Annotated in this window: 17 protein-coding genes; 9 read left to right on the top strand and 8 right to left on the bottom strand. The window is 36.0% G+C overall.

Translation table 11 applies throughout. From position 1 onward, the window contains the following. Positions 1-149 precede the first annotated feature (149 nt). The gene (locus ACPV3A_RS01695) at positions 150-623 is read right to left on the bottom strand and encodes a type II toxin-antitoxin system PemK/MazF family toxin (RefSeq protein WP_063477508.1); all 474 of its coding nucleotides are present in this window, start codon (positions 621-623) and stop codon (positions 150-152) included. A 519-nt stretch (positions 624-1,142) separates the two neighbouring features. Between ACPV3A_RS01695 and ACPV3A_RS01690 the strand changes: the two genes are divergently transcribed. Beyond that, positions 1,143-1,829: a hypothetical protein gene (locus ACPV3A_RS01690; protein WP_063477507.1), complete on the top strand. Its 687-nt coding sequence runs from the start codon at positions 1,143-1,145 to the stop codon at positions 1,827-1,829. 53 nt (positions 1,830-1,882) lie between these two features. Further along, positions 1,883-2,119: a hypothetical protein gene (locus ACPV3A_RS01685; RefSeq protein ID WP_063477506.1), complete on the top strand. Its 237-nt coding sequence runs from the start codon at positions 1,883-1,885 to the stop codon at positions 2,117-2,119. Positions 2,120-2,168: 49 nt separating this feature from the next. Here the strand turns inward: ACPV3A_RS01685 and ACPV3A_RS01680 are convergent, their stop codons facing one another. Further along, on the bottom strand, positions 2,169-2,558 hold the full coding sequence (locus ACPV3A_RS01680; protein ID WP_063477505.1) for a hypothetical protein: 390 nt from the start codon (positions 2,556-2,558) through the stop codon (positions 2,169-2,171). Positions 2,559-3,043: 485 nt separating this feature from the next. Here ACPV3A_RS01680 and ACPV3A_RS01675 point away from each other — a divergent pair, with 485 nt between their 5' ends. Further along, positions 3,044-4,399 (top strand): hypothetical protein, encoded by a 1,356-nt coding sequence (locus ACPV3A_RS01675; RefSeq protein WP_063477504.1) that lies wholly within the window; start codon positions 3,044-3,046, stop codon positions 4,397-4,399. 124 nt (positions 4,400-4,523) lie between these two features. Here the strand turns inward: ACPV3A_RS01675 and ACPV3A_RS01670 are convergent. Then, positions 4,524-5,596 (bottom strand): IS3 family transposase gene (locus ACPV3A_RS01670; RefSeq protein ID WP_127502937.1). Its coding sequence is split into 2 segments (ribosomal slippage): positions 4,524-5,395 and positions 5,395-5,596, totalling 1,074 coding nucleotides; the frame shifts between segments, so codons are not numbered across the junction. 357 nt (positions 5,597-5,953) lie between these two features. On the opposite strand from ACPV3A_RS01670, the gene ACPV3A_RS01665 reads away from it, so the two are divergent. The 3 genes from ACPV3A_RS01665 (at position 5,954) to ACPV3A_RS01655 (ending at position 8,201) form a co-directional block, all read left to right on the top strand. After that, entirely contained in the window at positions 5,954-6,331 is a 378-nt protein-coding gene (locus ACPV3A_RS01665) for a hypothetical protein (RefSeq protein ID WP_063477502.1), read from the top strand. 259 nt (positions 6,332-6,590) lie between these two features. Then, positions 6,591-6,779, top strand: coding sequence for a hypothetical protein (locus ACPV3A_RS01660; protein WP_306085059.1), 189 nt, complete (start codon positions 6,591-6,593; stop codon positions 6,777-6,779). Between the two features lie 528 nt (positions 6,780-7,307). After that, complete coding sequence (locus ACPV3A_RS01655; protein ID WP_063477500.1) at positions 7,308-8,201, top strand: hypothetical protein; 894 nt, start codon at positions 7,308-7,310, stop codon at positions 8,199-8,201. 441 nt (positions 8,202-8,642) lie between these two features. Here ACPV3A_RS01655 and ACPV3A_RS01650 read toward each other — a convergent pair whose 3' ends face one another. The 5 genes from ACPV3A_RS01650 to ACPV3A_RS01630 form a co-directional block, all read right to left on the bottom strand. Continuing rightward, complete coding sequence (locus tag ACPV3A_RS01650) at positions 8,643-8,954, bottom strand: hypothetical protein (RefSeq protein ID WP_063477498.1); 312 nt, start codon at positions 8,952-8,954, stop codon at positions 8,643-8,645. A 129-nt stretch (positions 8,955-9,083) separates the two neighbouring features. Beyond that, the gene (locus ACPV3A_RS01645) at positions 9,084-9,233 is read right to left on the bottom strand and encodes a hypothetical protein (protein WP_179087372.1); all 150 of its coding nucleotides are present in this window, start codon (positions 9,231-9,233) and stop codon (positions 9,084-9,086) included. Positions 9,234-9,320: 87 nt separating this feature from the next. Further along, complete coding sequence (locus ACPV3A_RS01640; RefSeq protein WP_063477497.1) at positions 9,321-9,692, bottom strand: hypothetical protein; 372 nt, start codon at positions 9,690-9,692, stop codon at positions 9,321-9,323. Between the two features lie 145 nt (positions 9,693-9,837). Continuing rightward, on the bottom strand, positions 9,838-10,239 hold the full coding sequence (locus tag ACPV3A_RS01635; protein ID WP_063477496.1) for a hypothetical protein: 402 nt from the start codon (positions 10,237-10,239) through the stop codon (positions 9,838-9,840). Positions 10,240-11,228: 989 nt separating this feature from the next. Then, the gene (locus ACPV3A_RS01630; RefSeq protein WP_063477494.1) at positions 11,229-11,501 is read right to left on the bottom strand and encodes a hypothetical protein; all 273 of its coding nucleotides are present in this window, start codon (positions 11,499-11,501) and stop codon (positions 11,229-11,231) included. 369 nt (positions 11,502-11,870) lie between these two features. Here ACPV3A_RS01630 and ACPV3A_RS01625 point away from each other — a divergent pair, with 369 nt between their 5' ends. From ACPV3A_RS01625 to ACPV3A_RS01615, 3 genes are all read left to right on the top strand, one after another. Further along, positions 11,871-12,212: a hypothetical protein gene (locus ACPV3A_RS01625; protein ID WP_063477493.1), complete on the top strand. Its 342-nt coding sequence runs from the start codon at positions 11,871-11,873 to the stop codon at positions 12,210-12,212. A gap of 158 nt (positions 12,213-12,370) precedes the next feature. Next, complete coding sequence (locus ACPV3A_RS01620) at positions 12,371-13,633, top strand: replication initiator protein A (protein ID WP_063477492.1); 1,263 nt, start codon at positions 12,371-12,373, stop codon at positions 13,631-13,633. A 601-nt stretch (positions 13,634-14,234) separates the two neighbouring features. Next, the gene (locus ACPV3A_RS01615) at positions 14,235-15,782 is read left to right on the top strand and encodes a hypothetical protein (RefSeq protein WP_063477491.1); all 1,548 of its coding nucleotides are present in this window, start codon (positions 14,235-14,237) and stop codon (positions 15,780-15,782) included. The last annotated feature ends 231 nt before the right edge of the window (positions 15,783-16,013 follow it).

Below are 16,013 nucleotides of genomic sequence, written 5' to 3'. Positions count from 1 at the left end.
CTGATCATCTACGAGAACATGTTGAACAGGGCGGTTTAGTAGGTATCTGTAAACCGATAATTTTGTCGTAGGGAAACGAAAACCAATGGATGAATCTAGAACATCTCTTAAAAGTGGTTCTTTGAGATGATACTTACGAAAGATATCATTCAACTTTTGAAGCTGGATGCTATCAAGACATAAGGGAACCCTTTTTCCTTGATCCGTTTTCTTCGTAAAATATGGACACTTCTACGAGATATACTCTGTGGTTGATTCACTTTGGCGATACTGTCTTTCTCTTCTCCAGGAGGGTTCAAAGCGTCGATAACCCCCAGGCTAAATGGCGCTGCTTTTCCCGATCTATCTTTACTAGTTAGCGGGATTACAATAATATGCTCACTTTTACGGTCAGCAGCCCATATAACTGCAAAATGTCTCTTATCCAGAGTACTCCCTTGACCCACAAAATCGCAATCAATTACTTGGCCTTTTGTTAATACTGGCTTGTATTCTTTCGTGTTCATATCTTGTGTAAGAGATCGAAGTTCAATGTTGACAATACGATGGAATCTCCCAACAAGCATGGTTTTAAGTGGTTCAGTAATCGCGTGAATTCTTCTTTTTAGACTCTCTATACTCAATCACACCTTATTCATTTATTACTTATATTATATCACCTTACGGGAATTCACGTTCGTATAGTCATAAAAAACTCTTTAGAAAAGTCTGTACAATTCAATGTTAGTTGCAGTTTAATGATTGTTACTGTTCATATGTCTCTTGCAAAAAAAAAGGGAAGCATGTTACTATGTATTAAATATTACTTTATTGGTGGTTCTGGCACGCGCCGAAGAACCTTTAAGATTAGCGTTTCTCCGAGAGTATGTTCAACCTATTTTAGGTTGAATTCGCATTAACTGCGAACATGTTCTGGGAGAAGCGCTTTTTTGCGTTTCTATCACAACCCAAAATCATTAAAAAGGAGTGTTTAGTAGCATGCACCGACCATTAGTGGCTGTCCCAATTACTGGACAATTTAAGCCAAACATCCTCATCCAATGTATCTATCTAGCTTTATGTAGGATGTCATTTGTAGCGAATAAAGTAATAAATAGATAAGGTTTGCAAGAATTTATAGGAATTTGAGGAGGCTTCAACTTATGAGTGAGAACATGATGAACAAGATTTCAGCTGGATCTATTATCGTTACTAAAGATAAATGTCGATACCTTGTAGTAACTTCAGAGGTGAAGGATTCTGTGAGGATGGGCCCTTTTCTGAACTACAAGCTTATCAATATTGGATCCTGGACACTAAGTGAACCAAGCTTTTCATGTCCAAGCCGGCTTATTGAATGGATCAGCACGAAACATAAGAGCTCTATTGTATCAGTGATCCCAGAAAATGAACTATTGCCAGCTATACCTTGGTCGCATAATAACGATTATGTAACTGAACAGGGCCCATTTGTTGTCGTTTCTGAAGTTGATGAGAAATATGAATTTCTTTGCAATAGTATCGGTGATTTTACAAATAACTTTGAGGATGCGCTTTTATTTTATACGAAAGAAGAAGTTCCTCTCAACAGAGCGGGAGAAAGCATTCGTAGATTTGCTGACTTTCTTCCGATACGAAAAGTTAGCATCCAATCTAATAATTACTGCTTCAATTTCGAAACGAACGCAGACGAAGCAGTATTAGAATCAATTATGGAGTATCTGACCTGTAAGGTTATTGGTTATTCCGATGATGACATTGTTCCCGAACTTCAACAGAGGGGATATTATGCAAAAGTGATTTCAGAAATACTCATAAAACCAGATCAAATACTATCGTCAGATTGGTAATAAGTTTGATGATAGTGGAGTTTGTTCATTAATATTATATAAGGAGAGTACATATGTTTATAGCATCCTATAAAGGCCATCATTGTTGTGTAAGAGAGCATATTGAAAGTTCAACTCCTGAAGAAGCAGCTATGATTATTGCACTGAAAGCATATAATCTCAATCAACCTAGTCTAGTAACTGGACTTTTTCGAGGTATCAAAGTCAGACCCCTTGGCAGTAAGAAAAAATCAGCAGTTTATACGGTTGGAGTGAACTCCGCTGGGCAACAAAAGGTTCTTCCAACATAGTAAAATAGACAAAACAAAAAGAGACCGGATCTTCTTCCGGTCTCTTTTTTTAAATTTTAATAGATATTTTTTCTTCATAGATCTGTGTAACATCTTCTATTGAAATCGATTTTTCGAAGCAGTATTTTGCAATTTGAGTAAAGCTAAAATTGTGAGCAATCGTGACGTTAGATGTAATTATCTGAAGCATGTTAAAATCCTGACTTCGAACCATAAACTTTTCACCCATGAATACTACTAATGTTCTAATGTGATAGGCTTCATGAATGTCCGTTTTGGGTACTCTCTTTGTGTAAACCCCAACATCATATTTATGAGGAACAAAACCATGTTGAGTAGACTGCTTATCATAACATAATAAATTTGCCCAATCCCTGCCTTTTTTCCCTAGACAGTATTCAATACCTTTATAAACTGCATATTTTCCTTCACGTACCATGTATACCAGCCTTTCAATTATCTAAGAAGTATGTAAATAAAAATGACCACGTTTAAAAAAAATTAGCGATACAACATAACTTGAACAAAAAACACCACTGAATAAGCCTAATTGGCTACTCAGTGGTGCTTCCACATTGAAGGTATAGTTTAATTTCTTTTAATATGATTTAATATCGGAACTAATTATACTTTGATCGTATCGATTTCTAGACGAGCAGTCAATCAACCTAAATAATAAGAAATGAGCCATTGATAGTCACAACTAGACAAGACCTTATATTGTTGTATCGAAACGAGTATGCTAATATTATCTCTATAAGTACTCAAATTAAATGGTCTCGGCATGCGCTATAAAGACCTTTCCAGAACAAAACACTTCTTTTAGTGATTTAGCAACTTTCGTTGGAAACTCAACGATTGTTTGAATCCTAAATAGAAGTGTTTTTTTTATGGGCACAATAATAATAAACGGAGGACTTCATTATGATGAATGCATTAAACACGAGTCAATGGGAACAAAATTTTGGAATGAGAATAGATCCTGATTCAAGTTCCTATACGATTTCTGTTACTAAATTCTTAGAGGAAGCACATAAAATAATTACTAAAATCACAGGGATAAAAGCAGAGTTATGTATTGAGAACGGAAGAGATAACGCTTTGATATTGGTATTAAAGAAACCATACATAGCTGTGAACGGACCCGATAAAAGACCATGGCCAATTTTTGAATTGTTTAGGGATCATCACAAGCTTCCCATTGAATGTGGCAATGAATTTGCAAATGAGATTATCGGATGTTTGTTTAATACATCTAGATTTCACATTAACAATACAAAACTTTGTGATATTGGGGAAAGTATGACCTTCACTATTACAGCAAAACCTAGAAGGAGATACTTCATCGTGATTAATCCATCAAGTGACTACTACCTTTATGCTTTTCATCAGGAGTATGGCATTAATTCAAATGATTCCATGTTGTTACTCAGGGATGAACAACCTGAACCTATAAAGCTTTGGGAACAAGATGCACTTGAAATTCCAAAATACGATTATGACTATTTGGTTGCCGAAGAGACTAAAAACAACAACTCTCACAACAAATGTGCTTTTTCAATAGTAGAAAAACATTTGAAAAATCGTCTTTACAGATATTACATGGATATCAATGAGAAACATGAACGATACCGCTCTATTTACATGGTCTCCCCGTTACAGAAATATCCGGATATCACTCTCAACGCATTTGATGAAATCGAGGGAACCCCTGTGAAACTGGAGGGAAGTGAGGAAGAGTACTTAAACCTTACTTATGAAGACTACTCGGAGTTATGGCAGGTGGCTTCTCAAAACGGTTTTATGAGTGAGCTTTACATTACAAAAGCATCCCGAATCATTCATAAACAAAAGCCTGTTTACCAGGACATAGGAAGAGAGCAGCTACAAAACCTCCTCTTGCTATATCCACTTTGGGATCGATTTATAGTTAACACTGATAAGGGAATGGCTTTGGAGGCATTTATAGATTATCTTAATAATTGTGGTTGTGACCAAAATATTGATACCGTAATGTTCAGGTTATCAGCGAACCAGTCTGAATTGGACTTTGCACTCAAGTATGTGAAAGATCATGTCTTAATACAGTTACCTCATACGAAAGAGAAAAATTATCTTATGACTAAAGAGCAGACTACATGCATGGGATACTTAAAGAGTGTTATATCTGATCTCCATGAGCAATGTGTCAATGACTTAGAATTTAATGATTGGCTAAGTGAAAAAAGAATATTTGCCGGCAGTCTCAATGAACTTCTCAATGAACTTACAGAAATTTAAATTCAATTAAGAAAATCGTGAGATAAACTTATGTTAAAGTGGTAACTTAGAAATCGTGGATCGTTTACGGGAGTTGGATTATCGCGTTAAGCAGCATATGCTCGTTTGGATTGTCAACAGAAAATCAAACAACATTTTTAAGGGCTTCATAGCGATACTGGACAGGCGTCATATAGCCTAAAGTTCCATGAATACGATGTTTATTAAACCAGTTGACGTAATCATATAATTCCACTTCTAACTGTCGAAGGCTTTGGAAGTTCATTTGGTTTACGAACTCGGTTTTCATGATTTTGTAGGTAGCTTCAGCGACCGCGTTGTCATAAGGACAGCCTTTCATGCTGAGTGAACGGCCAATATTAAACGTCTGTAGAAGCTCATCCATCTTTTGATTCTTAAACTCGCTGCCACGGTCGGTATGGAACCATTGAATCTGACGCAGATCGCCCTTGACCGTCGCAAAGGCGCGGGAAATCAATGCAGCGTCCTTATTTGGACCTGCACTATGGCCAATGATTTCTCGATTAAACAGATCCATTAGCACACAAATGTAATGCCAACGGTTCTGAACTTTTACATACGTCAGATCGCTGACGACGAAGCGTTTGATTACCGATTGCTCAAACTCACGATCTAGCACATTTACCGTAGTTGCTTCGTTACACGCCGTCTTATGAGGCTTGTATTGAGCTGTTGTGTACGTAGAGACTAGGCCTTGCTCTTTCATCATCCGGCCTATTCGACGTCTGGACACAACGAATCCGCGCTCATTCAGCTTCACTTTAATCTTGCGCGTACCATAGGCCTTACGATTCTTGTGGAATATCTCCACCACAGCTGCGGTGACCTCATTTTCATTTACTTGCTCTTTGGCTTCATAATAGAACGTACTTCTTGCGATTTGCAGGACGTCACACATTGCTGATACCGAGTATTTATCACGGTTGTTCTGGATGATAGCTACTTTCGTCCCATGATCAGCGCGGCTTGCTTTAAAATGTCGTTCTCCATTTTAAGGCGCTGGTTCTCTTTTCGTAAGGCAATGAGTTCATTTTCTTCTGCAGAGCGATTGTCCTTCTCTGAGAACGAACCTGAGGCTTGAGATTGCTTAATCCAACGGTCCAAGGAAGAAGCTGTGAGGCCATATTCCTCTACAATTTCGGCTCTGGGTTTCCCGTTTTCATATAGCTCCACCATTTTTTTCTTGAATTCTGATGTAAATGTCCGTCGTTCTCTTGGCACTGTAGATCCGCTCCTTTAATCTTATCTGCTTATTCTACAAGCCCTTATCTTTATTGTCCAACTAAGTGTAGCCGATCCACGTTTCCCCATACAGGAAAATGGTGATTTCTGACTTGATTAACCCCGGCACTCCGTTCCAGAGTGCCAGGGTTAATCAAACCTTAAGGGAAAGAAGCTATCCTAAATATTTCAATGCTTTATTTATCATGCTATAGTTTGTTAATACAATTGAGTTAACTTAACTTACTTAGGTTAGCAATCTTATACATCCTTTAAAAGATGAAATTAAATACGGACTAGTGAGGTCTTCTTATGGAAAATCCAAATCAATTGTTCTCAATAAAAAAACCATGTAACAATTGTCCTTTTCTGATTGAAAATGACCTGAATTTAAAACCAGGGAGATTGGAAGAAATTATACGGAAATTACATGATAATATTCCATTTCATTGTCACAAAACCATTGACTACAGCAAAGAGAGTATTGAAGATCAAGTTGAAAATGCAAGCTATTGTGGTGGATCTATGGTATACCTGAAGAAATGTAACAATACTAATGTGCCTATGCGCTTAGGCCAATTGCTTGGTTATTTAAATCCAGATGAATTAAGAGGAGAAGAAATTGTAATAGAACCTTTAGGATTAGATGTATATGTCCGACCCAAACAAAATGATCAAGGAAATGACTAATCGCTAATGGAGCGGGAAACACTTTATTTCTACAAATCAAATAAGAAATTTAAAATGCCTAAACCATGTTTAATAATTGTGGTCACCAAGGGTATTACTAAAATTTCCACACATGTAACTAAGTAAAGAAAGCTCATCTGTGAAAGGAGGAGCTTTCTTTTTTATTAAAAATAAAAGCATGATAAACAACTTGTTATAAGAACATTTGTTCTGTTATAATATAAGAACAGGAGTTCCTATATGTAAAGGAGGTATGAAGATGAATAAGTATATTGGACAAAAGTTAGAAATTGTTTATGTGGATAATACTGGGAAAATAACACAGCGTAGGATTGGGGTTAAAAATATCATTGGTCAATTTATTTATGCAACTTGTCTAAATACCGGTAGACCACGTACATTTCGCTTAGATCGAGTTCTTGCGTGGCAGCCAGCGAATGTAGCATAATTACATACACGAAAGAAAATAATTCCCCACAACTTTCTCTTTTTTTCATGCTAAAATAGAAATGTAAATTACTTTTCTTTTTTTGTTCCTAGCATGCGCTTAAGGAACGTTCTTAATTAGAATCACACTTTAACAATAGTGGACTCAAATACCGCAGGGTACATTCCGTCAAAAACGGTTTGTTTGGGTCTTTATTGTTAAGGTGTGATTTTTTTGTGCCTTATTCACAACCCATCATAAGGTTCCCCTAGTCCAATGAGGAGGTTATCTTAAGAAAATAAATCACCAAGAATTTTAGCTTGTAGATAAAATGGAAGAACAGATCATAAACCATTATTAAGAAGGATTATAACTTAATCTATATTAAACCGAAGCGGGATGAGTTCTCCATGAGCAGCAGTTTCTCTATAGATTATGTTAAAGGAGCTGTCTTTTCTGTTTATACAGAAAGGCAGCTCCTTTCTTGTTTCTCGAAGGTGAACTCGTATTGCTACAATTGAAAGAAAAGACAAGGTGGAATACTGAAGGATGATAATATTCAATCGTTTAGGTCTTATAAAACGGAATAATTTAATGATAATCGCTTTTTTGCCTATTGTTCTAATCTTATACCTAATTGCATTAATACTTTATGATTACTCTAAATCTTACATTAATTTCGAATGGTATTGGGGATTGTTATTGCTATTTGGTCTCTGGGGCGGGTTAATTACCATCCTGGGACTCAAAGGATGGAAGCTCATATACTGGTGCAGCATTCCTGTTTTTCTTGCAAGTATGTTTGTAACCATTATTGATCATGGTACACCGTCAAGTGGAGTTACATCAGTGTTATTCATTACTCTATGTGCGCCTGTAAGCACGATAATTGGCGTGGCTCTTCAAATCGCAAGCCGTATACTGAATGGTTCCAATTCTGCATCTGAAAAAAAGGAACCGAGGAAATTTTGGATTGGGAATAATGAAAGTTTAACTATAAAACACTTGTTTTTATCGATACCATCTAAGCATAGTAAACTCATCTATGTTCAAGTTTTATGGGTGAGTTCTTTAATGGCTATCATCATTAATTTAATCTCGGTTGCGAAAATTCATGACGAAACAACTTTTATAAAAGACTTATTACTAAGTGTCATTCAAGCTTTAATTATAGGCACCATCGGTTACAAAGGATGGAAGTCATTGTATATAGGCGCCTTAATTGGACTAATTATAAATGGTTTATTAACGATTGTAAGTTTAATCTTTCCCGCCACGAAGATTAGTCAATTATTTCTTTCGATCGAATACTGGCTTTATCAAATCCTTGGTGTGGATTTAATGACATATCTATTCTGGAATTCAGGAATGAGCTGGCCGATTTTATTAGGAATTTTATTAGGCGGAGTTTTTTTAATAATACAAATAAGAAGAAGGAACTAATGAAGGTTTTTGGAATTTGTGGTTGAATAGGTGAATTGCAAATCCAGATTACGAGAATTTGGATAAACAAGAAAGGAAAGGAATGAATTTTGAGTAATGGATTTTCCTGTGATAACCATTTCGGCGCATGCAACGCGAAATACACTGACTGAACTAATAAATGAGTTCATACGTATTGAAAAATCAACAACTGGCTTGGAATATCAACAAAGATCAAATTTCGTTCGTGGTCAAATAGCAGTCATCACGTCTTTGATTAATGATATATGGGATAGAAAACACCAACAGAGCTATTATGCTTATCTAAATTATTTGGTTCAAAAATACTCACTTCAAGGCGTTTGGAGAATCGTTGAACTTGGAAATTGAGCAGATAATTTCAACCATATAATCCGAATACCCATAATGAAAAAGAGCCCTCTTATAAGCAGGCCCTCTTTCTTAAGTATCTCTGGCTACACGTAATTGTTCCGACAGGGCGATGATTTCATTGTGAATTTCAGATCTTCGCATGTCAGAAACCTCAGAATTATATTGATCATACAGTGCTATTAACAAATCTAAACATGTGAGTTCTATTTTCTGCTCTTCAGATAACTCGGTGGTTTTATAATCTATTTCCTTAAGTCTCAATGAATTATATTTTAGTTGATACTCTTTTTGTTCAACGGGATCATGATGCCGGTGAGCTAAAAACAATAACTGACCTAGCGTTCGTTTAAATTCAAGGTAGTTCTCAGCACTCTTCACCATAGAACAGCCTCCCTAGTGCTTTACTTATTTATGTATAAATGCATATTAGGTTAGTTTCATTATATTATATGTTTTTGTTCAATACAAAAAAGAGCCTGCTACATCCTTAAAGGGATGAGCAGGCTCTTTTTATGATTGATCATTTGTTTCTTTACGTTTACGTATTAGATTTTTTATTTTTAATCCGAATTCGTCCTTTTCCATTGCACTATTTGACAAATGATATAATCGAAAGAACCTATGAATTAGATTATCCAGATCTTCATTTGATTTATCCATGCATATTTCCTCCTAAAAACTAGAGTCCCAACTAATTGATATGTATGTGGGGATTAATTTACATAATCCCCATTGGGCCGACTTTCATTATTGTTCCTTATTATTCTTATTATCGACGGGAGTATCTTGCATAAACTTCTTATAAAGCTTATCTACTTCTGCGGTCTCCTCCGGATCCCCAGATCTAGCTAGGGCGTTTTTGGCCAAGAAAGAGAAACCATTGAACCCGGCAAGAACAGCTGTACCTACTCCTTTAACCAGCGTGGTAGGTTCGAGAAGAGCGGTAGCAGCTAAAGCAGCAAAACCTCCGATGAAGAAATCACCTAGAATACCCAAATTAAGATAGCGTTTCTTACCCACCTTTTTAATATACGGGAAGAGCACACCGTCAATTCGTGCAGAAACAACAGCATTGACAATTCCACCAATTGCAAAAGCAATAAGCAAAGTCACAGTCATTCAAAACCACCTAACCTCTCATTTATTTGTTAGAAAATAAATAAAACCACTACCGAGTTAAAAATTCTGAACTCAACAGTGGTTTATTCTTAGTGTGAATACAATCCAACACAACCATGATTACATTTTACTGACTCTGCACCATCTATTGTTCTACTAACTGAACACTGTCATCACTCAAGATGGATTTTCCCTCATCAGAAGAAGTTCTATAAACTTCAATACTCCACCCAAATTCTTCTTCAGATGAATTCTTCTCTTTCGCCCACTTTGTTTTGACAACCACATCGTCCAAAACTCCAAGTTCATGGAAGTCTTGTGGGGTTATCAACAATTTGTGTCGATCTCCATTAGCCAATTCTAATCCCATGACATAATCATATTCATCCTTGTACAGTCGGATAACTTTACCCACTTCTTTTGTATATCGGTACTCAAATTCTCTCTTCTGAGGATTGTCCATAGCTGTATATTTGTTGTTACAGGCCGTTATAGAAAAAATTATTGTAAAGATTAAAAGGATACCGAAAAGCTTGTTCCTAAGCATTAATAGCAACTCCTTATTTAACTACTTTCCTTCCAAAAACAATTAGGGTTTTCACACGCCTTATCCGAATCACCCTCATAGTCGTTTTAAATCAAAATAAAAAAGGCCATACGACCGAATTCTAAAAGAAGGAGCTAAATGGCCCTTGCCAAGTAGCATCGAATCCATAAGGATTTTAGAATCGGTTAGTCGCATGACCTACCGTAGAAGAGAATTATTTATTTGCTTATATTATAGCTATATTTAATTCATGAATCCAGTAAATTCTTTTGATTTATTTGACAATTTCATTTATGAAAAGCATAATCAAAATTATAAGATCAACACCAGGGGAGCACCCTGAATATACAACCAAGAAGGTTGTTATTCAGGGTGCTCTTCTAATGTTAAAAACTAAGTAGAAGGGAGCTAGTAGGATTTGAATAACGTCAATGATACCAAGGGACACCTTATAAAAAGAAAATTATTTATAATAATCTCTTTGATTTTTGCAATTAGCATGGGAATGGGTTCTGCTTTACTTCATTACCGATTTCCTACTCTTTCATCTCTGATAATTGCCCCTTTCGTAGGTATCGGTATCACTGTTTATTTTGTCTTTCTGTCGAAATTCAATCAGAAAGTGACCGATCATTATGCTTTGATATTAATAATGATCATATTCTCATTTATCTCGACCTTAATAATCTATTAGAGAGGTGGCATATAAAAGCTATAAACATATTAACTTGTAAGAAATAACCCCAAGATCGATTTATTTTTGTAATAGTCGCTGTTGTTACAATCGTCTTACTCCTGCTTTTCCACTCATTATCTCTCGCTCTTGTATCTGCTAACAAATATTTAATTGCAGGAAGGTTTCTAATGGAAAATGAAGCGGGAATGTCACAAAAATCGTGTTAAAAGGCATCGACTTTGATGTATTCCTTAGCGTTTCATACCATATGCCTTTAGAGAGGAAACAAGTCTGCTTCGAAATGAGACTTATATCATCTTATTTTCAAATTTAGCTTTCCCTTTCTATTGGTTAGTTCGTTATCGATTGTCATCTTAACATGCATTAAGGAAAGAAGTTGTACCTCATCAATTAAGGAGTCTTTCCGTTCAAGTGAAGTTTTGATTATTTGTTCAATTTCTATACTTAGTGCCTGAAGTTTCTCCTCTGATAATGCTTCCAGTCGCTCTCTTGAAAGTTCCTGGTCGTTAAATACCCATTGAGCTGAAATCAGTTGACCGATTAAGTCTTGGTCTTCTTCTATCATAAAAAAACCCCCTCAATACATCTTTCATCAATGTGATCGTAACACAATCACACTCAATTCGATAAACATAACGGATCAGTAAACATCGATAGCACATCAGTGTTTATATCCTCGTTTAACCTCTATTTATTGACTATCCAAAGAGAAGCTAGGATAATATAATTAATCTAATAATTACACATAAGGGAAGCACCCTTCTTAGCCACTTAAGGCTTAGAGGGTGCTTTTCTTTTTTTTTGCCATTAATGTTAAGAAAGCCGCATTATTCTGTATACTATCCTCTTTGAATACATAGACCTACAGAAATAAACTGCTTAGGTTCCTATTTATCGTTGATAATTCAGGCTCAAAATTAAGGAGAAATGTAGCATGTTGACCGAAAAAATAAAAGAACTTTATAGAGCAGAAATTGAGTATCTTGAGGTACATCATTCAGGTATAATTTTATCTAATTACCTAGAAGAGTTAGTATGGATAGATGAGGAACTAAATAAATGGAATCCGGAAAGAAACCCGTTTAATATAGAATTCTATCTCTCACTGGAAAAATTAAGGAGCTTGGTGATAAAAAGAATAAACTCAATTATTTTCTCTGAAACCAATACGGAAATCGCGTACTTAACAAGCTGTATAGAAGAACTCAATCAATTACCTCCAGATCGATTTGAAAGAGTGGCATCTAAGCCACCTGTTAAGGCGAGATTTGCTTGAATTTTGTTGTGATGATTATTCTATGTTATATTAATCATGGAATTTTATAAGGAACAACATCAGAAGCACTGATGACAAACCCCCAATAGGGGGCATTTGTCATTCAGTGCTTTTATTATTTTCTTTTTAAATATACAATAGAAGGAGAAATGCACGTAATGGAGGACAAGATTATGAAAGTTATAAGAGGGACGCTACGTCATGAAGCTCTTAATATAATTCAGGTCTTCACACAACTTAAAAAGATGAATCTTTCACAAGAAGAGATTGACATGCACTTAGCACCTAATATTCACCAGTCTGCTAAACGATTGGTACGCCATAAAACACTCCAGCTCTCATTAGAGTTTACTCAACTTGGGAACGAATATAATCAAATAACTCGTCAAGTTAATGAAGATGAAAGAAACAAAGTCCCAATCGATGAACAAAAGTACATGCAGCAAATGATTCTTGAATTAGAATACAAAATGTTAGAAAAAGCGCTGGAAATAAAAAAGATTGAGAATCGCAAAGTCCCTGACACACCGATTGAAACGAATCTCATCGAACACGGACTATTTGGTGCGGGCTCTCATTCAAAAGCAGTGATGAAAAAGAAATACTCCGGTGGATTCGTTCAGCAAACCAGAAACGGATTTAGACGACTCTACTATGAAAATGCTAATGGTGTTTTCTTAGGAATATTTGACGCTCGTGTACTCGCTGGACTTACCAAGCTATATTTCGAAAACGGCGGTGAACAAAAATTTTCATTTAACTTTAACGAGTTGGTTCGAGCAATGGAAACAGAACCTTCCGGAAAGGAATACATGGAGCTGCATGAAAGCCTAATAAATCTTTCACGGACCCAAATCATCATGGAAGAGTATTATCTACCAGGTAGTAAATATCGACAGCGTACAATTCTGTATCATCCGATCGATACTCTTGAGTTTATTTTACGTGATGGGGAAGAGCCAGGCAGGGAAAGGGCAGCAAGTGTTACTTTTCATCGGCACATCCATGATTCCTTACAAGCAGGTAATTTCCTTCATATGAACGTTGTATTATTTAACGACCTTCATAAGCCGATTACAAAACTATTGTATGTTAACATGATAAACTCTTGTGCTCAGAATGTAACATCGTATCATGTCGATACTCTTACTCAACACCTGAATCTACAAACAGAGAATCGTTCACTCGTTGTAAGCGGGATTTTAGATGCTTTTCAAGAGCTTCAAACGATGGATGTAATCAGTTCTTATGAGGTTGTATATGGTCCCAGACGAAGTATTCAATATATTAATTTCGTGCCAGGAGACCTTCTACAGATGAGTAACAAATACCCAATAGAAATAGACAAACATGACAATGAGGTAATCCAAGAGACACTTCAACTCATGTTAACTAAAAATGAGCCGATGCATTCTACTTGATGCGTCGGCTTATTTTTATATATTATCATAATCTATTTATCAATAAAAATATTTTATCATAAACAAGAGAATTAAACTATATACTGAACCCCTAAACAAACTATATACTGAGCCCCGAACTATATACTGAACCCCTAAACAAACTATATACTGAGCCCCGAACTATATACTGAGCCCCTAAACAAACTATATACTGAACCCCGAACTATATACTGAGCCCCGAACTATATACTGAACCCCTGCCCAAAGTATATACTGAACCCCGATTGACCAAACGATTTTAAGAATGCTATTGTCAAGTTAGATTCAACCTGTGGAAAATTCGACCTTTTTCGATTAGTTATCCACAGTGGATAAAATAAAAAGAGCCCTTCAAATGTCAAAGGACTCTTCTCTGGATATCTGTGCTACCAACACTAGATATCCTGGAACATATACGGAGATCACCGGCAGCCACCAGATCTCACTTTCAAAGCTTTCTCTTCCATTTTTAAAAATGGTTGATAGAAGGCCTGCTTTAATATTGTCTTCTTTAACTTTATATTATCAAAATCTAGCTTCTAAGTCCACAAAAAAGCGATAGGAAGGAGGTGCCAGAGGAATGAAAGCACTCATTTTAGGTAATAGATTGGGGATCGTTGAGAGTAAAGCAACTTATCCTGTAAAGATCACTTCCTTATTCTTGAATCAGTTATTCGATATGAATCTAAACTTTAGTAGCAGAATGAAGTTTTCATTTAGAGATGGTGGTACTTTGCGATTAAAAGATCATCTTACTCATGCAGATCTTCAACTAGCGTTTATTCTTTTTCGCTGTTGTAATGCTTACGGGTATATTGATCTTACCAATAGGAAAGCTTTATATCGGCGTCTAGAAAATGAATTTGAGTCTCCTATTAGCGAAGGCCAATTTTATGCTGCTCTCGAAAAATTTTCTCATCATCAATTGATTCTCTCCGAAGAATCAGCAGATGGGGATATTCGACATAGGTTAAATTATTTCATGAACGAGAAAACCAATAAAATTGGCCACTATGTCCTGTTTCATCCGTTTGTATTTACTAAAGTGTTTCATGAATTAACATTGGCAGAGAAGAAATTGATTATTTCAGCTTATGCACAGGCGAGCGGCAGCTCAAAAAAGATCATTACTAGGAATTTGAAACAAGTGGATAAGACTTTTAGACACGCTCAATTTTCCGGTCTTTTGTCTTTTTTACATAAAAGCCAGAAGAGCCATATCTCTGATATTCTCAATAATTTGGCTCAACTTTTACTTCCAGTTGAAACTAAAACTAATGCAAAGCTTTTAGATAGTGTGCAATTGGTTAAAGGGAAAAATGGATATAAAGCAGAATTGAAATTTAATTCAGAATTTTTAATTCCTGTAGTGAACAAAGATCAACAAAAATATTACAATCCTCTGGATGCCTGCTCTCTTTATCCAAAGTTTTTTTCGTTTCTAAAAAGGGAAGCTGATTTCTACGGAATTGGAGAACTCTTTTCAGACCAACATTTGTCTAATCGTCTAGTAAAAAGACTACGGCCGGTAAGTGTCCGTTTAATTAGACATGCTTTTCATGATTTGATGGAATATGTAAAAGAGAAGGGGATCCTGCCTCGTAATCCAGAATACATGATTAAGCACAGTATCGAGGATAAGTTCAATACAATCCTCGATAAAGTGATCACTAAGGTAGGAGCAGATGAATTTGTTCGATATCCTGAAACTAGGGAGGAGCTAGTCAAAGAAAGGAAATGGAGTTTCTCGCAGGCAGCTTTAAAATCAAAACTGGGAATTAAAAAAATTCGGATTCGCATGGAACAAACTATAAAATCACTGAACAGAAGTTACCCTGTTCTGCCTTGGGACGTTTCAGATTATGGAGCGGGTCCCACTACATATCAGTATCAAGAACTACGAAAATTCTTGGATATAGATAGCATAAAGAGAGAGGCATTAATAGAAAAGGTTGATCCATTTTATTACGGTGATCTTGAGTATAATGCACTCTTAGCTATTCGAAACACTAATCCAAAAGTTGTAGAAGATTGGATACGTGGGGAATTACCAAAATTACCTAGATTACCTGGTAAGCGCCTTCTACCATATAACTTCCGGTTAGAGAACCTAGTGTTTTCTAATTAACCCCTCAACCTGCTCTCAAAAATTCTTACTTTTTGAGGGCTCTTTGCATTGCAGCTTATAACTTCCCTAAGGATATTTTTTTTAGAAAAGCCCACTCTTTTGTCTGCAAGAAATAGTTCTAACAAATTGAGGTTGTTGATAACTAAGTTGGCAGCCGGTCTTCTGGCCATAAAATCATATTATTCCAAGTTAATACCTGTGATATTTCTGTGTATAAGTTTAGTCCATCAA

This window comes from Paenibacillus sp. Dod16 (assembly GCF_049893405.1).
Lineage (GTDB): Bacteria > Bacillota > Bacilli > Paenibacillales > Paenibacillaceae > Paenibacillus_AQ.
Note: the sequence above shows the minus strand (reverse complement) of the source record. Positions and strands in the feature narration are given on the sequence as shown.